Origin of the sequence: Petrotoga sibirica DSM 13575 (genome assembly GCF_002924625.1) — a bacterium.
GTDB lineage: Bacteria > Thermotogota > Thermotogae > Petrotogales > Petrotogaceae > Petrotoga > Petrotoga sibirica.
The window spans coordinates 44,897-65,033 of the sequence record NZ_JAHC01000016.1 but is presented as its reverse complement, the minus strand read 5'-3'; the positions used below and the strand labels follow the sequence as shown (position 1 = coordinate 65,033).

The 20,137-nt window shown below is 33.1% G+C and carries 15 protein-coding genes and 2 tRNA genes; 2 read left to right on the top strand and 15 right to left on the bottom strand.

The genetic code is table 11. The annotated features are described in order from the left end of the window. Positions 1–44 precede the first annotated feature (44 nt). From fusA to AA80_RS03850, 9 genes are all read right to left on the bottom strand, one after another. Positions 45–2,117, bottom strand: coding sequence for an elongation factor G (gene fusA / locus AA80_RS03890; RefSeq protein ID WP_103876509.1), 2,073 nt, complete (start codon positions 2,115–2,117; stop codon positions 45–47). A 32-nt stretch (positions 2,118–2,149) separates the two neighbouring features. After that, positions 2,150–3,835 carry a phosphodiester glycosidase family protein gene (locus AA80_RS03885; protein WP_103876508.1) on the bottom strand — a complete coding sequence of 562 codons (1,686 nt, stop codon included), beginning with the start codon at positions 3,833–3,835 and terminating at the stop codon, positions 2,150–2,152. Positions 3,836–3,883: 48 nt separating this feature from the next. Then, positions 3,884–5,209, bottom strand: coding sequence for a thymidine phosphorylase (locus AA80_RS03880; RefSeq protein WP_103876507.1), 1,326 nt, complete (start codon positions 5,207–5,209; stop codon positions 3,884–3,886). Between the two features lie 2 nt (positions 5,210–5,211). Next, a complete protein-coding gene (locus tag AA80_RS03875; RefSeq protein WP_103876506.1) occupies positions 5,212–6,492 on the bottom strand; it encodes a sensor histidine kinase in 1,281 nt (426 codons plus the stop codon). A gap of 77 nt (positions 6,493–6,569) precedes the next feature. Continuing rightward, complete coding sequence (locus tag AA80_RS03870) at positions 6,570–7,298, bottom strand: response regulator transcription factor (RefSeq protein WP_103876505.1); 729 nt, start codon at positions 7,296–7,298, stop codon at positions 6,570–6,572. Beyond that, positions 7,277–7,813 carry a thioesterase family protein gene (locus AA80_RS03865; RefSeq protein WP_103876504.1) on the bottom strand — a complete coding sequence of 179 codons (537 nt, stop codon included), beginning with the start codon at positions 7,811–7,813 and terminating at the stop codon, positions 7,277–7,279. Before AA80_RS03865 ends, AA80_RS03870 begins: the two co-directional genes overlap by 22 nt. Beyond that, positions 7,764–9,701, bottom strand: a complete 1,938-nt coding sequence (ftsH, locus tag AA80_RS03860) for an ATP-dependent zinc metalloprotease FtsH (RefSeq protein WP_103876503.1) — start codon at positions 9,699–9,701, stop codon at positions 7,764–7,766. The genes AA80_RS03865 and ftsH overlap by 50 nt, the downstream gene beginning before the upstream one ends. Before the next feature lie 36 nt (positions 9,702–9,737). Beyond that, positions 9,738–10,673 carry a tRNA lysidine(34) synthetase TilS gene (gene tilS, locus AA80_RS03855; RefSeq protein ID WP_103876502.1) on the bottom strand — a complete coding sequence of 312 codons (936 nt, stop codon included), beginning with the start codon at positions 10,671–10,673 and terminating at the stop codon, positions 9,738–9,740. A gap of 87 nt (positions 10,674–10,760) precedes the next feature. Beyond that, positions 10,761–10,835: transfer RNA gene (locus AA80_RS03850), tRNA-Thr, on the bottom strand. Between the two features lie 262 nt (positions 10,836–11,097). Between AA80_RS03850 and AA80_RS03845 the strand changes: the two genes are divergently transcribed. Further along, a tRNA-Asp gene (locus AA80_RS03845) sits at positions 11,098–11,174 on the top strand. Between the two features lie 160 nt (positions 11,175–11,334). Further along, positions 11,335–12,576: a GAF domain-containing sensor histidine kinase gene (locus AA80_RS03840; RefSeq protein WP_103876501.1), complete on the top strand. Its 1,242-nt coding sequence runs from the start codon at positions 11,335–11,337 to the stop codon at positions 12,574–12,576. A gap of 6 nt (positions 12,577–12,582) precedes the next feature. On the opposite strand, the gene AA80_RS03835 is transcribed toward AA80_RS03840, so the two are convergent. The 6 genes from AA80_RS03835 to secA are packed head-to-tail and all read right to left on the bottom strand — an operon-like array spanning position 12,583 to position 20,130. Further along, positions 12,583–13,566, bottom strand: coding sequence for a DNA polymerase III subunit delta (locus AA80_RS03835; RefSeq protein ID WP_103876500.1), 984 nt, complete (start codon positions 13,564–13,566; stop codon positions 12,583–12,585). Positions 13,567–13,579: 13 nt separating this feature from the next. Beyond that, entirely contained in the window at positions 13,580–15,277 is a 1,698-nt protein-coding gene (locus AA80_RS03830) for a penicillin-binding transpeptidase domain-containing protein (RefSeq protein ID WP_103876499.1), read from the bottom strand. 7 nt (positions 15,278–15,284) lie between these two features. Then, positions 15,285–15,560: a hypothetical protein gene (locus tag AA80_RS03825; protein WP_103876498.1), complete on the bottom strand. Its 276-nt coding sequence runs from the start codon at positions 15,558–15,560 to the stop codon at positions 15,285–15,287. A gap of 28 nt (positions 15,561–15,588) precedes the next feature. Further along, complete coding sequence (rsmH, locus tag AA80_RS03820; protein ID WP_103876497.1) at positions 15,589–16,485, bottom strand: 16S rRNA (cytosine(1402)-N(4))-methyltransferase RsmH; 897 nt, start codon at positions 16,483–16,485, stop codon at positions 15,589–15,591. 39 nt (positions 16,486–16,524) lie between these two features. Beyond that, a complete protein-coding gene (gene prfB, locus AA80_RS03815; protein WP_103876496.1) occupies positions 16,525–17,625 on the bottom strand; it encodes a peptide chain release factor 2 in 1,101 nt (366 codons plus the stop codon). 30 nt (positions 17,626–17,655) lie between these two features. Continuing rightward, positions 17,656–20,130, bottom strand: coding sequence for a preprotein translocase subunit SecA (gene secA, locus AA80_RS03810; RefSeq protein ID WP_103876495.1), 2,475 nt, complete (start codon positions 20,128–20,130; stop codon positions 17,656–17,658). Positions 20,131–20,137: the final 7 nt, after the last annotated feature.

The following is a 20,137-nucleotide window of genomic DNA, read 5'->3' as shown; positions in this document are numbered from 1 at the left end:
CACAAATCAGCAAAAGCTATTTAAAAATGGGGCAAAGCCCCATTTTATTTTTGTAATTCTTCTTCTCTTTTTCTTTCTTCTATTATTTTGTTTTGGATATCAGGGCTCACTTCAGAATAGTGGGAAAATTTCATGTTAAAATAGCCTTTTCCTGAGGAGATAGAACTTAGACGAGGTGAAAAATCCAACATTTCAGCCAATGGGATTTCAGCTACTATCTTGTCGTATCCTTTCCCTACTGATTCCATTCCTAAGGGTCTTCCCCTTTTTGCTGTAACTTCACCAATAACGTCACCAGTGTTTTCAGTGGGTAAGAATATTTCAACATGCATAATTGGTTCTAAAATAACCGGGCTACCATTTTCCATAGCTATTTTAAATGCGTGTCTTGCAGCTATTTGAAATGAAATATCTGAAGAGTCAACTTCATGATAAGAACCATCAAAAAGTGTAACCCTAATATCCACAACCGGAAAACCAGCTAAAACACCTTTTTTGATGGCTTCTCTAATACCTTTATCTACAGATGGTATGAAATTTTTTGGTATGACGCCTCCAACAATTTTATCAACAAATTCATAACCTTTTCCTCTTTCTAGCGGTTCAATTTCTATTTTAACGTGACCGTATTGACCATGCCCTCCAGTTTGTTTTTTGTGTTTGTATTCTGCCTGGGATTTACTTCTTATGGTTTCTTTATATGCAATTTTTGGTTTTCCTACCTCAAAATCAATACCGAAATTCTTTTTCAACTTCTCTATCATTATTTCTAAGTGAATGGTTCCCATTCCACTTATGACCGTTTCTCCCGTTTCCGAATCGAATTCCCATTTAAATGTTGGGTCTGATTCTGCAATTTTTGCTAACGATTCAGTAATTTTGTCTATCTCATTTTTTGAATTAGGAGCGATGGACTTAGATATCATTGGTTCAGGAAATTCTGGTAATTTTAGCCTATTTGAGGTTTCTTCAGCGGATACAGTTTGATTTATCTTACTTGATTTTAGTTTAGGTATAACTAAGATATCCCCAACGCCAGCTTCTTCTACTTCTTCATTCTTATCAAATCGGGGTAAATTTATATGGGATATTTTTTCTCTTGTTGATTCTTCAACAATATAGATACCAGAACCTGCTTTTAAAGATCCGCTAATAACTCTTAGATAAGTGAGTTTTCCAACGAATGGGTCCACGTCATTTTTAACGATGATACCTAAAAATTGACCATTTTCCTGGGAAGAAATTTCATTACCCTCTTCACTGTAAAATTTTCTTTCAAGTGGTGTCATTCCGAAACTGATTAAAGCCTTTACCAATTGATCAAAACCAATATTTTTTAAAGCGGATCCAATGAATACAGGAATTATTTTATCTTCATCGTACGCTTTATGAAGTGCAGAAATCAACTCCTCTTGACTTAAATTTTCTTCTCCTGATTCAAAATATTTTTCCATTAGTTCTTCGTTGGTTTCAACAATATCTTCTATTATTTCTGAATGATATCTTTCCAAATAATCTTTGGCGTTATCTGGAATTTCGGTTTGTTTGGAAGATTTGCCTGTTCCTTCTTCATACGTAAATACGTCATTTGATAAAAGATTGATAACACCCTTAAAATTGGGACCTTCACCTATGGGAACCTGGAAAGGAACTATTCTTGTTTCGTCTTCAAAACTTTCTTTAAGTTCTTGAACTAAGTTCCCAAAGTTGACTCCTTCTTTATCCATTTGATTTATATAAAATACGATGGGTTTCTTTAATTCTCTTGCCATATTCCAAATTCTTTCTGTTGTTACTTCTACACCAGCAGAAGCGTTTATCACGATAACTACGTTATCAACAGCGTTTAAAGCTATTTGTATATCTCCTATAAAGTCTAAAGAACCTGGGGTATCAAAAAAGTAGATCCTTGAATCATCTAAATCAAACGATAAAATGTGGTTGGAAAACGTTGCACCTTTTTCTTTTTCAACTGGATCCTTGTCTAAATGTCTTTGACCTATTCTATCAGTTAATCCAAGATTTACAATGACATCATCCATAAGGGTAGTTTTACCACACCCGTGGTGTCCAAAGAATCCTACAATCCTCTTTTTTTCAGCGTTGTATTCACTCAATGTTACCCCTCCATTCTTAATCTATTTCTTAACTACGGTGTATTTTCGTAGACACTTAAAAGCACGGGAATATAATTGCGTGTTTTTCCGTTTTTGAAATTTTGTATCTCTCCTTTGTAATAAACTATAGAAGAACTACCACCATCTAGCATCATTGCTACTTCAAACTCGCCAATTTTAAAGAGTAAGTTTCTTGTTTCATCGTATGTAAGACCTGTTTCGGGATTATCAAAGCCTTCAATGACCATTAAATTAATATTCCGATCTTTATCTATCGCTACCACGGTTCTGGGAGCTTTACCATAAATTATTCCATTGGAGTAACTTTTCTTTTCGGCGTCTAGTTGTTCTTGCGTATATTTGGAATGTATTAATATAGGCCCTCCCTCTAAAAGTAAAAAAGGATCGTTTGACAAATTTTCGCTTTTATTAAGCGTGAAATTAACTTTTGTTCCTAAAGATATATTTTCCATGTATTTTTCGTATTTTTTATCTATAAGTATTAATTTTTCCCCTTCAGAAGGAGTTTTTCTGCTTTTTGATACAATCCGATTATTTTCATTGATCAAGAAAAAAACATAATCATCTTCTGTTTCATTGATGCTTCCTTTATAATGATGAGTGTATAATTTAACGTCTCCTTTCCAGGTAGAATTAATGGATTTTATCCAAAAGAGTAGGTTATCAATATTTATTTGGTATTCTAGTTTAATATAGTCGATGTCTAGAAAATTGGACCATATAATTAATGCGGGTCTTGAATAAGAACTCAAATGTAATAGAGTGCCTTCGGATATTATATTCCCTACGGGTTCCAAAGTTTGAGGATCGAAAAAAGAAGCGTTAACGGAAAAGATCGGGTTCTTATCTTTTAAAAATGAATACACATCAGAGCGCGTTCCTAAATTATTCAAATCAACTTTAATTTGATATGTTTTTGGATCAACGATTAATTGGTAAATTTTTAACCTTTGCCCGTTTAATTCTTCGGTTCTTTCAACGTATTGAAGGCCTTCATTTTCGGATGTGGGTTTATCTGTATCTGTACTAGTGGAAATAGCTTTTTTATCGATAATGATAGATAAATTTTTTCCGTTTAAATTAACATCATAATTGAAATCACTCTTGAACCTTAAATAAGCAGTATTGTTTGAGTATGAATAATCTATGTTGTTTGGAATACTTTCCATAGGCGCCACAGGTTTTATGCTTAACAAGTAATCTCCGTCTTTTGCTATTTTAGTTAAAGTTATTGAATCTTCTGAGAGGTACGAATTAAATTCAATTTGTATCTCACTTGTACTTACGGTAGAGTTAGTTATTTTTGGAATTTCTGAATAGAAGAAAATGATATTAATATCTTTAAATTTGTTCAACTGTAAGAATATTGATAAAACGTCTTCCCTTATGTATACACTTTCATCAACAATCAGTACGGAATCATTGTACTTGTTTATAAAGTTTATTTTAGAGTAATAATCGTTCAAACTAATTTCCAAGACATTTTTATTGTATATGATATACATTATTCTAGAAGTGCGATTTATTACCATATTATCATATTTGGAAAGATAATCGACATTGATATAAAAATAGCCCTGATTTTTTATTGCTTCCATACGCAGAGGAGGGGTTTTTTGAGATATGAAAATAGCTTCTTCAGAAAACAAATTTATTGACATAATTATTAGAAAGAAGAGAAAGATAAGTTTTTTCATCAATGATCCTCCGATTGTTTGACTTTTTAGCGTACAGTATCCGTCCAATTAACTTTTTTCATCAGAAAACAAAACATCAAGAATTACATTTTTATTTATATTTTGAGGTCTCTTCTCACTAATGATGTAAGCCTCATTTAAAAGTTTTAGAGAGGCATCAACGTCACTCTTCTCACTGATAAATAACTTGGCAATTGTCTCTCCTTCTTCAACTTTATCTCCAAGCTTTTTGCTAATTGTTAATCCAACACTTTTATCGATAATATCTTCTTTTTTTTGCCTACCTGCACCTAATACCATGGACGCTAAACCAATTTTTTCAGTATCAATAAAGGTTATATATCCTTGTTCCTTTGCCTTGAATTCTAAAGTTTTTGGGGCAATATTAAGGTATTCATTAGGATTATCGACTACTTCTTCTTTGCCCCCCTGTGCTTTTATCCATTCTTTCATTTTTTCTTTTACTATGCCACTTTCTATGTTTTCTATTAATTTTTTTCTCGCTTCTTCATAGGTTATTATACCAGATAAAGAAGCCATATGAGAAGAGATTTCTAAACATAACTCAGAAAAATCTTTTGGCCCCTTTCCTTTTACTGTATCTATTGCTTCCATTACCTCCAACGCGTTTCCAATGTTTTCTCCCAAAGGTTGATCCATATTGGTAACTAAAGCTGTAGTATTTTTATTGTATCTTTTTGCGATCTTTAGCATGATTCTGCCCAACTCTTTGGCATCTTCTATGTTTTTCATGAAAGCCCCTGAACCCACTTTGATATCTAAGAGTATTCCGTCACTAGTTATAGCGAGTTTTTTACTCATTATACTGGAAGCTATTAAGGATAGTTCTTCAACGGTTGCGGTAGAGTCCCTTAGTGAATACAACTTTTTATCTGCTGGGGCTATGTTTCCAGTTTGTCCAGCTACAACAATCCCCACATTATTTGCTATTTCAAAGAATTCTTCTGTAGTTAGAGAGGTTTTAAATCCAGGGATAGATTCAAGTTTGTCTATGGTTCCTCCGGTGTGCCCGAGGGATCTGCCTGATAATTTGGCTATTTTAACGCCCAATGATGCAACCATAGGAGCAATAGCTATTGTTGTTTTGTCTCCGACACCCCCCGTAGAGTGTTTGTCAATTTTTTTACCTGCAATTCTTGATAAGTCTATAATGTCTCCACTTTTAAGCATTACATCTGTCAGATTATAGCTTTCTTCCTCTGTTAAATGGTTGAAGAAGATAGCCATTAACCAGGAAGAAACTTGATAGTCTGGAATACGGTTTTCTAAATAGCCATTGATCATAAATTCTATTTCTTCTTTTGTATTTTCTTTAGCATCCCTTTTATTTTTTATAATATCGTATGCTCTCAACTTTAAACCTCCGTTTCATTATTTGTTTTGATAGGAAGGATGACTTGAAACAATGTACCGTTGTTTTCTTCACTATCTAAATATATTCTTGCATTGTGGTTATCCAAAATCGTTTTGACTATGTACAAACCAATCCCTAAACCAGGTACTTGCCTGCTTCTAGACTTGTCTACTCTGTAAAATAGATCAAAGATCCTTTTTAACTCTTTTGAAGGTATGCCTATTCCTGTATCCTCAATTTCCAAAATTATCGAATTATCATTTTTGTACAACCTTAACCAAACTTTTTTTTCGCCCTTTTCCTTCAAAGCTGTGAATTTAAAAGAATTATCTAAAATATTATAAACTACCTGCAGAAGTCTATCTTCATTACCGAAAACGTATAGATCATCTTCTATTTGTTCTTCAAACTCAATAGACATCTCATCAGCAACAATTTTAAAGAAATCAAAAGCTCTATTTACGGTATTAGAGAAATTGAAATATACAAATCTTTTTTCTTCACCTATATTTTTTCCCAATCTCTCTATGTCTAAAAGGTCATTAAAAATCCTGGTTAATCTCGATATTTCTTCTTCTATTTTTTTTAGTGGGTGGTAAATTTCTTCATCTAAATTCGCCTCGCTCAATATTGTTTCTAAATACCCGCTTATAACAGATAAAGGTGTTCGCATTTCATGAGACATGATGGTTAAGAATTCTCTTCTTAGATCTTCTAAATTTTTTTCTTTTGTGATATCCAACAAAATAATAACTCTATAATTTTCAACATTTATTGATTTAACTTGACATCTGAAGTATTTTTTTTCAGGATAATAGAATGAAGTCTCTTCCTCCATGTCTTTATTAGTTTTAAAACTTTTTAAGGTCAATTCAATGAGATTATGATTATCAATTACCTCTGTTAATGACCTACCCACAAAATTTTCTGTTGTGAAAATATTTTTGACAAAAGAATTTGCAAAATCTACCCTTATAATTTCATTTTGATTAAAAGATACCAATATTATTCCTTCAGAAAGGCTATCTAAAATATTGAATATGTTTCTTCTTTTGTATTTTTCTGATTTGTATTTTTCTTCTAAATTTTTAATATACGAATTTAATTGATGTAGAAGAAAATCATCAACAGGATTTTTTATGTTTGTATTTATGCTTTTTGCAATCTCATTTTTAAACCATTGATGAGCATTTTCTTCCTTTTTCTTTTTTGAATAAGCATAGATAAATAAAATATTTGAGATAATAAGTAATATAATAACAATAGCAGATATGTTAAGCAATATTTTTCACCTAGTTTATTTGTAAAATGTAAATGGAAAAAAGCAGAGGTAATACCCTCTGCCATTCATTTAAATATTTAGTAACTTCTTTCCTTTCCAGGATCTCTGAATTTGTACCCTTTTCCTCTGACTGTAATTATGTATTTTGGATTAGAAGGATCTTCTTCAATTTTTGTTCTCAACCTTCTGATATGAACGTCTACCGTTCTCGTATCTCCGTAGTAATCATATCCCCACAATTTATCCAACAATACATCTCGACTAAAGACCTTTCCTTCGTTTTTGGCAAGAAAAACTAACAAGTCGAACTCCAACGGGGTAAGGCTAACTGGTTTGCCACCTACCCAAACTTCTAATCTTTCGGTGTCTATAATTAGATCCTTGGCTGTGATTTTTTTTGGCCCTTCTTCTTTCATCTGAGCTGATGCGGCTTGTCTTCTAAATATGCTTTTAATTCTTGCAATTAGTTCTCTTACATTAAAAGGTTTAGTTACATAGTCATCACTACCAAGTTCCAACCCCGCAACTTTATCCGCAGCATCATCTTTAGCACTTAATATCAGCACAGGTGTATTACGGTAATCCTCACTGGATTTCAAGATTCTGATCAAATCAAATCCATCCATTGAACCTGGTAACATGATATCTACAATGAAAAAGTCGGCATCTTTTTCCTCTAATTTCTTTAAGGCCTCATCTGCAGACACAGCCGTTATTACTTCGTACCCTTCTTTAGTCAAGTTCAAGGATAACATTTCAGAGATCGCAGGATCGTCTTCTACTATCATAATACTTCTTTTTGCCACTTTTCTTTCCCCCCTTTGGGATATTTTTTTGTTAATGTATTCAACAATGACTCATCCTTATATGTGTAACGCTCAGAAATTTGTCCCGATAAATTGGTGCTCTCCATTTTGTGATTTAAATTTTTTCGTAGAATCTTTTTAGAAATGATGTTTCTGGTCAATTCAAAAGTTGCAATTTTGCTTGTTTCATCAAATGCTTCTCCTTGAAAATGTACTTTGTTATAGGTTACATCAGTTATTTTTAACTTTATGAATACCTTAAAAGAATAAGGTGTAGGTGACAGATGATCTATGCAACTGTGTGAAACTACAGAAATTTGATCCTCTTCCAATAGATCTTTTATAGTATTGTAACTGCATTTATGTATTTCTTCTAAAAGAGATGAGGTGCTTAAAGCATGGAAACTTATAACTTCTTTATCTTCTGACCATAAATAGCTTTCATCTCTTACCTTAAAAGAATAATTAAATTCCTTTTCTTTCAATGGGATTATTTTCTCTAGGAAGGTATTCATAATTTACCACCCTTTCTTCTTCCAGAGTTGAAGATACTCCAAAACTTTCTACATATTCTTCAAGGTCATCAACATCTTTTTTTAATAATTCTTTTAATTCTTTTCCTGTGATAGTTTCCTTTTTTAAAAGATATTGGGCAATAAGTTCGAGTTTTTCCTTGTTCTTTAGCAACACAGATTTAGCCTTTTCATAACTTTTGTTAATTATTTGTTTTATTTCAGAATCCAATTCTTTTGCAGTTTCATCAGAGTAGTTTTTTTCTCTAAATAATTCACGTGCTAAAAAAGTTTCCTCACTTTCGCTAACCCAAGCTACAGGACCAATTTTTTCGCTCATACCAAAACTTTCGACCATCCTTCTAGCCATTTCTGTAGCTCTCTTTAAATCATTCTCAGCTCCACTGGTTATTTCATCAAATATTATTTCTTCCGCAGCTCTACCGGCTAACATTACTGTGATATCATCGAGTATTTCAGATTTACTCATAAGATATCTATCTTCCGATGGTAACTGTAAGGTATACCCCAAGGTTGCGTAGCCCCTGGGGATAATTGTTACTTTGTGTACAGGATCAGCATTTGGTAAAGATATTCCTAAAATAGCATGACCTAGTTCATGATATGCAACGACTTCTTTTTCCTGTTCGGAAAGTACTCGCGTTTTTCTCTCAGGACCTACTATAACTCTCTCTATGGCTTCTTCGCAATCCTTCATTGTAATGAACTTTTCCCCGTTTCTGGCTGCCAAAAGCGCCGCTTCATTGACTAAATTTTCTAAATCTGCTCCAACAAATCCAGGAGTAGCCCTGGCTAACACATCTAAATCAACATCTGGTGCTATTTTCTTACCTCTAAAGTGGATCTTTAATATCTCTTTTCTCCCCTGGGCGTCCGGTCTATCAATCACGACTTTTTTATCGAATCTTCCGGGTCTTAACAAAGCTTTGTCCAGAACATCAGGCCTATTTGTGGCTGCCATAACTATTATTCCTATACTTGGATCGAATCCATCCATTTCCACTAAGATCGAATTAAGGGTTTGTTCCCTTTCATCGTGACCTCCTCCCAGGCCTGATCCCCTTTGTCTACCTACGGCGTCTATTTCGTCAATAAAGATAATGGCAGGTGCGTTAGCCTTGGCTTGGTTAAAAAGATCTCGAACTCTTGCGGCACCTACCCCGACAAAAAGTTCAACAAAATCTGAGCCACTAATATAAAAAAATGGGACATTTGCCTCGCCAGCCACGGCTCTAGCGAGTAAAGTTTTTCCTGTACCTGGTTCTCCTACTAAAAGAACCCCTTTTGGCATTCTAGCTCCAAGCCTGTTAAAAATCTTAGGATCTTTCAAAAATTTCACAACATCTGTTAATTCTTCTTTAGCTTCCTTGACCCCAGCAACATCGTTAAAAGTGGCGCGATTTTTTTTTGGGTCATATTTTTTGGCGGGGCTTTTTATAAAATTCATACCTTGATTTGCACCGCCCCCGCTTGATCGAAACAGAAAGGTGAAGAGGAAAATAAGTAAAAAAACAGGTAAAAGAAACGTTAAGATAGAAATCCACCAACTATTTCCCAAACTCCTGGTATATTTAATCTCTATTCCTTGGTTTGCAAGCCCATAAACATACTGCTGGTCCGATAAAAGATTAGGGGCATATGTCTCATAATAAAGCCCTGCTTGATCTCTTGCTCTAGCATAACCAGAGTCTTCTATTTCTAAAGAAACAATTCTTTTATCTTCCAACATTTGAACTAATTCACTATATTCTATTTTTGAAACATTTTGAGTACCGATAAGGCTGTTTACTCCAACATATATAAGAATACCTATTGTTATATATATTAATAATAGCAAAAAAACTCTAGGTTGGTTTCTTTTGTTTTGCAAGACAGGACCTCCTCTTTTCACAATTATATAATTGTTTTAGATTTTAACAAATAGAGTATCTTTTTTTTTCGCTATAGTTAATGCATTTATCTTTCTTATTCCGCCGTTGCGCATTTTAATAATTTTCGCAGTTTCCTCCATATTTGGGGGGTATTTACCAAACTTCAAAAAGGCAATTCTTATTATTTCGGTATCGAAAAAGTCATTTTCCAATTTTAATTTTAACGAGTCTTTACTTATCTCACTTCTTTCTTCAAATTTCCTTTTAACTTCCTCCCTGTAGCCCCATATGATTTTTGCAAGCCTAAAGAAACTTTCTTTGTACCTTGGGTTGATCTTCTTAAATAAAGGAGTAATTTCATATCTTATTTTATTTCTAGCATAATCTAAAGAATAGTTGTACTTATCTTCCACATACTCTATATTATTAATTGTAACATAATTTCTGATTTCTTCCAAGTCGACACATAACATTGGTTTTGTTATTTCTTCTTCTATAGGAATTAAGCCGCCTAATCCGTATATTCCGGTCCCCCGTAAAATTCTGTAAAACATCGTTTCAAATAAATCATCCATATGATGGGCGGTTGCTATTTTATTATAACTTAATCTTCTTAACGTTTCATAAAAAAACTCATACCTTAAATTTCTTCCAGCTACTTCAACACCTACCTTGTTTTTTTTTGAGTATGTAAAAACATCCACTTTTTTAGAAAAAAAGAGTACATTTAGTTTCTCACAAGCTTGTCTTACAAAGGCTTCGTCATTATCAGCTTCTTCTCTCATGCCATGGTTTAAATGAGCTACTGATATTTCAAATCCCATAGTTTTCGATAATTTTGACATCACATGAAGCAAAGACATTGAATCTTTCCCACCGGAAACTCCTAATAGAATTTTATCATATTTGTTAAAAATTTTGTAGTCTTTTATGAATTTAAATATTTTTTTCTCAAAATCTTGAAGTATCATTTCTTCTTCTCCTTCCCAAATTAACTCTAATAACGCCTATAAAAACAAAACAGCGTCTTAAGACGCTTAAAATACCAAAGAATATTATGGAGCCGGTGAAGGGATTTGAACCCCCAACCTACTCATTACGAATGAGCCGCTCTACCGTTGAGCTACACCGGCAATTGACTTCGTTATTGACAATACATACAAAAAACCCCGCTTTTGGGGTCAAAAATGGAGGGCCTGATTATCAAAAAAATATAATATCCGACTTTATGTGGAATTTCGCACTATTAAAGTGCCAAGCACCATTACGTGCACGAGATTCTTTAGGCCCTCCTTTTTTATTCTACTATATAATTTCAAAAATGTCAACTAACATGGGGCTCTGTAGGGACTTTACAAAATGAAAGATTTGTGATAAAATAATTAAGTAGAAGATGGGGACGTAGTGAAGCTGGTTATCATGCCGGTCTGTCACACCGGTGATCGCGGGTTCGAGTCCCGTCGTCCCCGCCATATTTTAAAAAGGCGAACGTTAAACGTTCGCTTTTTTTAAATTATTTTTAAAGTTTATACGATATTGTTATTTTTTAATAATTAATACTTCATTTGTTTAATTTGTGATACAATAGAAGTGACAGAAGGTTTACAAAATTAATGGGGGGATCATACTAAAATGCAAAAAGAAGTAGAAAAGGGATTTTTTATGGAAACTTTTCAAGAAATGGTGGATCTTTTTCAAGGAATAAATTGGGACGAAAGTGAAAAAGATTTTCTAACAAAGCTGTTAAAAATTGCTATAAAGATCATACCAGAAGCTGAATACGGCTCTATTTGGCTAATTAAGGGCGCATTATATGAAGCCATAGTTGGAATTGGTTACGATGAAGATTTAATTAAAGAAATGGTTGTTCCCTTCAACGAATCATATGTAAGTAATCATATGGATAAAGATTTAATAGAGGTTCAGAATATTTTGAATTACAATTCCCCTGAAACCGATTTGTACAAAATCAGCAAAAAATTACATAAAGAAACTAATCAAATGGTGACTTTGATTTCAGCTTTAAAAAATAAAGACAATGTAATTGGGCATATATATATTGACAGCTACCATGTTGACTCTTTTGATGATAATTCAAAAAAAATGCTTAGAATGTTCAGCAATTTAGCATCTATATTTTTAACTTTGAAAATCCTACGGGATTCAGAAAAAGAAACAGTAGAGACAAATTCTAATTATTTGAGTTTTATTAGTCATGAATTAAGAACACCTTTGACTTCAATTATAGGATTTGCCGAAACAATATTGAACAATGAGGATTTAAATAAAGATGAGATAAGAAGTATCATAAGAAAGATACTATTTTCTACTAAACACATGAACTCACTCTTAGACGATATTTCAACTTTCAACAAATTGAACAAAGAGAAGAGATTGAATTTAGAAAAATTAAATTTAAAAAAGTTATTATATCAGGTTTTATCAATGTTAGAGCCAACAGCTTCCCCTGATGTTGAAATAAACCTCGATTTTCCCCTTGACATGCCAGTAGATATTGAAACAGATGAAACTAAATTAAATCAGGTCCTCGTAAACGTAATAGGGAACGCAATGAAATACACCACAGAAGGTTCAATAGATATCCGTGTAGGTTACGAAAGTCATACAAAACATTTTCTAATCGAGGTAAAAGATACGGGACCTGGGATTCCAGAAGATAAATTAAAAGACATATTTAGGCCATTTTTTAGAGTTTCTAAAGATAAACCTGGAAGTGGATTAGGTCTAGCGATTGTAAAAAAGAATCTTAAAATGCTCAAAGGAAGTGTAGAGGTAAAATCAAAAATAGGCAAAGGGACTACGTTCCTGATAAAAATACCCCAATCCATAAGTGGTATTGTAGATAAGAGTTAATAATAGTTACGCCGAACATATTTCTTCAAATAATTTTGGGAAGAGTACTTTTGGTTCACCACCTGTTTTTAAGGATCTATCCAATTCTTCTATATCTATTATTATTTTTTCTATAGAAGTAGGGGAGTAGAGTTTCTCAACGTTGATTTTTTTTACTTTGTCGGTTTTAAAATTGAATCCTAAAAAGGAAGCTACTCGTTGTAGTGAAACCATGCTATCTTTGCTGATTTTCATGACTTCAGACCAATTGTAATTGGCCTTTCTTTCGCTATTTAATATTACCGAATATAGATCCAAAAAGTACTTATATAAATAATTTGCTAGGGCAATTGGGGAGAATGAAGAAGATTTTACAATAGAATGCAGCTTTATTAGTGAATTTGATAATTTCTTTGTTATTAAATCATAGCAAAGTTCTTCATAACTAGCAGTAGAAAAATAAGTAGAAACATCTTCAACATCTTTTATAGATATAATTTCCATATTGGAATATATGGAAAGTTTCTTAATTTCCTCATACAACAAATCCTCATTTTTCCCAACAAATTGTATTATTTTCTCGGCTGTTTCGTTACTTAATTGTTTGTGTAACTTGCTTGCTAAATCCTTAACCATTTCTATCCACAATTCATCTTTCCAAAGGGGAGGAATCATCGCCTCTATTTTTCTATCGAAATTTATTTCTTTTAGATATTTATTTTCCTTTTGACTATCCAAAATGAGAATACCTTTGACAGCATTATCATAATGCTTCAGTAAAGTGGAGATCTTTTCTTGATATAGGATTTTAAAAGAATCAAAATCTGAAATTACTATAATTCTGTCTTTGGAAAAGATACTTCCCATGGTGAAAATATTGTTGATCTCTTCATCTACATAATTTTCTGGCGATAACGTAACTATTTCAGCATTTGGGAATTTTTCGATAATTTCTTCGATTCTGATTCTTTTTTGTATAGTTGAATTTCCCAAAATTAATATTTTTTGCAAAGTCAACTCTCCTTCAATCGATTGTGTGAAGTTGAATGATTTCGGAATCGTTTAGATAATTATACGGGGGAACAGATTGTGAAAAAACGGTGTCCCCATTACCAGTGATTATTACGTTTTTTTCTTCTATTCCTAAGTTTAACAAAATATTGTAAGCTTCAGATATAGGATGACCAATCAAATCTGGCATAATATCTTTATAAAAAACTTTTTGATCTTGGGGTGCGATACTTTCTTTTTCTGTAGCATATCTATAAAAAATATTAGTTAACACAGGAGCCGCAACTTCTCCACCATAAAATTCTTCTTTAGGATTATCGATTATAACTACAGCAGTATATATAGGATCAACAACGGGATAAAAGCCAACATACAACGAATAATAACTACCTTCAACATATCCTAAACCACTTTCTGCCTTTTGGGCGGTGCCAGTTTTTCCGCCGATTTTCAACCCTTCCTTATAAGCTTTTCGAGCAGTTCCTTCTATGACTGTATAACTTAACCACTCTTTTACCATTTTAGCGATAGGTTCAGATATCACTTGCCTTTCTGAGATTTCTTTTACTTCTAAAAAAGTGGGCTTTACATACTTCCCATCATTCGGAATCACGTTAAAAGCAGATATTAACTGTATTGGTGTGATCCCTATTCCCTGACCCAGAGCAATCTGAAAAGGAGTTATTTCATACCAATCATCCGGATAAGGGACTACCCCGTTGATTTCACCTTTGAATTCTATTCCTGTTTTTTTCCCGAAACCATAGGTTAAAAGTTTTTGGTAGAACCATTGATTAGAAAAATCTTCAAGTATTTTTTCCATAATCTGAGCGATCGCTATATTTGAGGAATAAGTTAGAGTTTCCTTAAGTCTAACTTCTCCCATGCCATAACCTTGGGATTCGGTTACCTTGAAATTTTTTTTACCTGTAGGATAATACTCGTAGCCAGAATAAAATTTATCGTTAGGATTTATTATATGTTCATCTAGGGCAGTAGAAATTAATAACGGTTTAAGTGTGGACCCTGGTTCTATATATCCCATATAAGCAATATTCCAAGGATAGAGTGAAACACTGGCTTTAATTTTACCGGTCTTGCTTTCCATAACTACGACAATTCCGCCTTCCGCGGATTCTTTTTTTACGGTATTTTGAAGTTCTTCATATGCTATTTGCTGCATTTTCAAATCTATACTTAAACTGACTGTTTTTTGACTATCTAAAATTCCATTCTCTAATAAAAAAGGTTCGATTCCATAGGTGGTTCTATCAGTTTTTCCGATTAGTAGATCAAGAGAAAATAATTCATTGTAAACGCGGTGAGTGACAGGATATATCCTCGCGTATTTGTTTAAAATTCCAAGATCTATATAAGCCTCTTCATAAGTATCATAACTTCCCCATTTTAAAAACTTAATGTTTTCTATTTCGTTGTCACTAAACCTTTGATTCAACAAATATTTGTTTTTTTTAAAATCGTTTCGTGATTTCATAAAACCTAAATCTACCCAAGCTTCGTATTTTTCTTGGTTATATACAATCATATTTCCTTTGGAATCAACAAGTTCTGAGTATTTATTATTTTCTAAAGAAGTTGAGAGTTCGTTAAAGTCCTTTTCCAAAGAGTTATTATACACAAAGGTGATGGTGATAAGAAAAATATATCCTGAAAGAAAAAGGAAGGTGAAAATTAACCATTTGTGTTTCATAGTTGAATTATTTCCCCACAATATTTAAGATCCCTATGTATCTGTCTATTTCGCTATCTAAGGCAGATACTTTTGATTCCATATTATTAAGCTCCATCTGAGATTGGACTATTATGGATTTATAATTCTCAATATTTTTACCAAAGTTAAGAAAGATAGTAAGCCAAATGCTAACGGTTAAAAAGGCTAAGAAAACTAAAACGATTGTAGCAATATCGAGAGACTTAACTTTAGATTTAGTTTTTTCTATTCCTTTACTTTTACCGAACACGCTTCTTTCCATAGAAACTCCCCCTAACTCTTGTCATTCTTTACACCCCTACATACTCGGCTACCCTCAATTTGGCACTTCTACTTCTTGGATTATATTTTATTTCTTCTTGCGTAGGTAAAATAGGTTTGGGAGTGAGGAAATCATATCTTTCATTATTTTTGAAAAAATCTTTAACGATCCTGTCTTCCAGTGAATGAAAACTTATTACCGCTACTCTTGCTCCTGTAGTTAAAAAACTTTCAAATTTAGCAAGGGTTTCTTCGATGTTTTTTAATTCTTCATTAACTTCTATTCTCAGAGCTTGAAAAGTTTTTGTGGCAAAATGTCTGCGCCTGTCGTGTGTTACTGAACTAGGTAACCCTTTCCTTATAGCGTTCACTAACTCTTGTGTGGTGTTTATAGGCCTGCTTTTTATAATGCTTTTTGAAATACTGTGAGCAAACCTTTTTTCTTCTCCATACTCAAAGATAATACGTCTGAGCTCTTCTTGTGAATAATTATTGACTATGTAAGCTGCATTCTTCTTTGCTTGGACATCCATTCTCATGTCTAAAGGTTCGTCTTTAGTAAAAGTAAACCCTCTATTTTCGCCTTTTAGTTGAAACGTAGATACACCTAAATCCATTAAAAAACCATCAACTTTATCAATATCTAATCCCCTTAAGACCATATCTATGTCTTTATAAGAAGATTTAATCAATACCACATTATCCGAAAAGTCTTTTAATCTTTGTTCTGCTATCTCCAATACCTCATAGTCCACATCTACTCCAATTATTTTAGCTTTGTTATTTGTGAATTCTAAAATAGCTTTTATATGTCCGCCTTCACCAGCAGTACAATCCACATAAATGCCGTCTTTTTTAGTTATCAAATAGGATAAGATTTCCTCAACCATTACACTTTTATGAAAATCATTGTATTTTCTTACTATTATTATACACCTCTTTCGCGGAAAAGCAAGTTAATTTTTTTACTTATATTTTGCAAAGAATAACAGTTCTTCTTCTATGAATTCATCTATTTCCCCATCTAATACGGCTTGAGCGTTAGAGGTTTCATACTCTGTTCTTAGGTCTTTAACCAAAGTATATGGATACAAAACATATGATCTAATCTGATTACCCCAGGAAATGTCTTTTACTTCTCCACGTAATTTTAGTTTTTCTTCTAAATTTTTTTGGTGTTCTATCTCGTATAACTTTGCCCTTAGAATTTTTAAAGCGGTGGCTTTGTTTTTGTGTTGTGAGCGCTCGTTTTGCACCGCTACCACTATGCCTGTAGGTAAATGAGTAATTCTAACTGCTGAATCTGTTTTATTAACATGTTGGCCACCTGCTCCACTGGATCTATAAGTATCTATTTTCAAATCGTCTGGATTTATTTCTATCTCAACATTTTCATCAAATTCAGGCATCACGGATATTGACGCGAAAGAAGTGTGTCTTCTTCCATTAGCGTCAAATGGAGAAATTCTAACTAATCTATGTACACCACTTTCATACTTTAATTTACCGTATGCATAGGGACCTGAAATTTTGATGGTGGCACTTTTTATTCCAGCCTCGTCTCCTTCTTGAAAATCTATCGTTTCAATGTCATAATTATTTTTATCTGCCCATCGAGTGTACATTCTCAATAACATAGATGCCCAATCCTGTGATTCTGTTCCTCCCGCACCAGGATGTAGACTAAGAAAGGCGTTTGCATCATCATATTCTTCGGATAATAACATCCTTAGACGAAAAGAACCTATCTTTTTTTCAATACCTTTTAAAATTGCTTCAACTTGAGCGTTCATTGATGGATCATCCTCTGATAATTCAACCGCTATTTCCAATTCTTCAAAATCGCTCTGCAATTTTTTAAATTCATCTATTTCATCTTTTAAATTTTGTGCGATTTTGGAGATCTTTTTGGCTCTATTTTGATCATTCCAAAAGTTTGGTTCCATCATTTCTTTGTCAAGTTTTTTAACTTCTTCTTCTGCTTCTTCTATACCAAAAATTCCTTTTAAATCTTCAAAATTTTCTTTCAACTCATCTATTTTGACTTTCGTTTCGTATTCTATCATCGAATCACCTCTTAAAAATGGCTTCAATTATTATCTCTTAACTTTATACCTTTTTTTAATTTTGTTGGATTGCTTAGCCGTATTTTTATTTTTAGATCCTTCACCATTGTTTGATTCATCAACCGCTGATACGTTGTTATGTACAAAGTTCAAACTGGCATATATTTTTTTTGCTTCCCTTTCTTCTTTTTCTGGAACGACCCTTGCTATTCTCATTAGATAATTGACTATTTCGTCGTATATACTGTCAACCATTTGATCAAAAAGTAGGTACGATTCTTTTTTAAATTCCATAACAGGGTCTTTTTGGCCATAGGATCTTAATCCCACAGCTTCCTTTAACGCTTCAATAGAATCTAAATGGTACCTCCATTTTTCATCTATTATTCTTAACATCACAAATTTTGCAACTTTGTTAAAATCTTCTCCAAACTCCTCTTTTTTGTATTGATATCTCTTCCAAAGTAGATCAAAAATTTCATTTTCTATTTCCTCACGCGTGTTTCCCTTTATTTCAGAAATTATCAAATATTGTTTCAACTTTTCTGAAATACTACTTTTATCGTATTTTTCTTCCACTTCATCCCACGAGGATTCCACAATTCTTTCCACAACATCCCTAAAGATTTCTTTTATATGATCATCATAATTGCCTTGCTCGAGTATCCAATCCCTATGATTGTATATTACAGATCTTTGTTTGTCCATTACAGAGTCAAATTCGTACAATCTTTTTCTTATCGAAAAGTGTATCCCTTCTATTTTTTTTTGGGCATCTCGAATAACTTTACTAAGCATTTTATGTTCTATGGGTTGTCCTTCTTCTATTTTTAAAGCATTCATCATGTTTTTCATTCTTTCCCCACCGAACAATCTTAAAACATTATCTTCAAAAGAGATAATAAATCTTGATTCACCAGGATCCCCTTGCCTACCAGATCTACCTATTAGTTGGTTATCTATTCTTCTGCTTTCATGCCTTTCAGTACCTAAAACAAAAAGGCCGCCAAGTTCTTTAACTCCTTCTCCCAATTTAATATCGGTTCCTCTACCCGCCATATTCGTGGCTATGGTAACGGCATTTTTTTCTCCTGCCTGAGCGATAATTTCTGCTTCCCTTTCGTGGTATTTTGCGTTCAAAACTTCATGTTTTATTCCTCTTTTTTTTAGTATCTCACTTATGGTTTCGCTGTTTTCTATGGACGTTGTTCCCACCAATACTGGTTGCCCTTTTTGATTACGCTTTACTATTTCATCAATTATTGATTGATATTTCTCTTTTTCGGTTTTAAAAATTAAATCATTTCTATCTTCTCTAATAACAGGTTTGTTGGTAGGAATAACAACAACTTCTGTGTTGTATATCGCTTTGAACTCGTCTTCCTCAGTTTTTGCAGTTCCGGTCATACCAGATAATTTTTCATACATCCTAAAATAATTTTGGAAAGTTATTGTAGCAAAAGTTACGCTTTCTTCTTTAATTTTTACTCCTTCTTTTGCTTCTATAGCCTGGTGCAATCCTTCCGAATACCTTCTTCCAGGTAATAATCTTCCGGTAAATTCATCAACGATAACAACTTCTCCATTGCTAATGATATAATCTTTATCTTTTTTGAAAAAATTTATCGCCTTTAAGGCGTTCAAGAGGTGGAACAAATACTTAATATTGCTTGGATCATATAAATTATCGACAGATAATAACTTTTCTGCTTTGCTTATCCCTTCTTCTGTTAACGCTAAAGTCTTTTGTTTTTCATCTATAGTGTAATCTTTTTCAACTATGAATCTCTTAGCCAAAGACGCAAATCTTCTGTAAAGTTCAGAAGGAGTATCTGAAGGTCCGGAAATGATTAAAGGTGTTCTCGCTTCATCTATCAAAATAGAATCAGCTTCATCAACTATTGTAAAGTAATGTCCTCTTTGTACTTTGTCGCTCATTTCGTAAACTAAATTGTCCCTTAAATAATCAAATCCAAATTCATTAGCAGTACCGTAAGTTATATCAGCTTGATAAGCTTTTTTTCTGTCTTCTTTGTCCATATTGGCTTGAATGTACCCTACGCTCAATCCAAGGTACTCATAAACCGGTCCCATCCAATTTGCATCTCTTTTAGCCAAATAGTCATTATGGGTAGCCAAATGAACATTTTTTCCTGTTAAGGCATTTAGATAAATTGGAAGGGTTGCAACTAAAGTCTTTCCTTCCCCAGTTTTCATCTCGGTTATCTTACCCTCATGTAAAGCGATACCTCCCATTAACTGTACATCGAAATGCCTCATTCCTACCGTTCTTCGTGAGGCTTCTCTTACAACAGCAAAGGCTTCAGGTAAGATATCGTCCAAACTCTCACCTTGTTTTAACCTGTTTTTAAATTCCGGAGTCTTTCCAGATAATTCAGTGTCGCTGAGAGATTTCATACTTTCTTCTAATTCGTTTATTTTATTTGCGATCTTTGAATATTTTTTAAGCAAACTTTTATTCTTGTCTATCAGTCCAAAAAGCATAAAGAAT

Coding starts and splice junctions, on each gene's coding strand:
- AA80_RS03885 (WP_103876508.1), bottom strand. CDS start 3,835: ATGAAAAAACTTATCTTTCTCTTCTTTCTAATAATTATGTCAATAAAT.
- AA80_RS03830 (WP_103876499.1), bottom strand. CDS start 15,277: ATGAAACACAAATGGTTAATTTTCACCTTCCTTTTTCTTTCAGGATAT.
- secA (WP_103876495.1), bottom strand. CDS start 20,130: ATGCTTTTTGGACTGATAGACAAGAATAAAAGTTTGCTTAAAAAATAT.
- AA80_RS03840 (WP_103876501.1), top strand. CDS start 11,335: ATGCAAAAAGAAGTAGAAAAGGGATTTTTTATGGAAACTTTTCAAGAA.
- prfB (WP_103876496.1), bottom strand. CDS start 17,625: ATGATAGAATACGAAACGAAAGTCAAAATAGATGAGTTGAAAGAAAAT.
- AA80_RS03865 (WP_103876504.1), bottom strand. CDS start 7,813: ATGAATACCTTCCTAGAGAAAATAATCCCATTGAAAGAAAAGGAATTT.
- tilS (WP_103876502.1), bottom strand. CDS start 10,673: ATGATACTTCAAGATTTTGAGAAAAAAATATTTAAATTCATAAAAGAC.
- AA80_RS03825 (WP_103876498.1), bottom strand. CDS start 15,560: ATGGAAAGAAGCGTGTTCGGTAAAAGTAAAGGAATAGAAAAAACTAAA.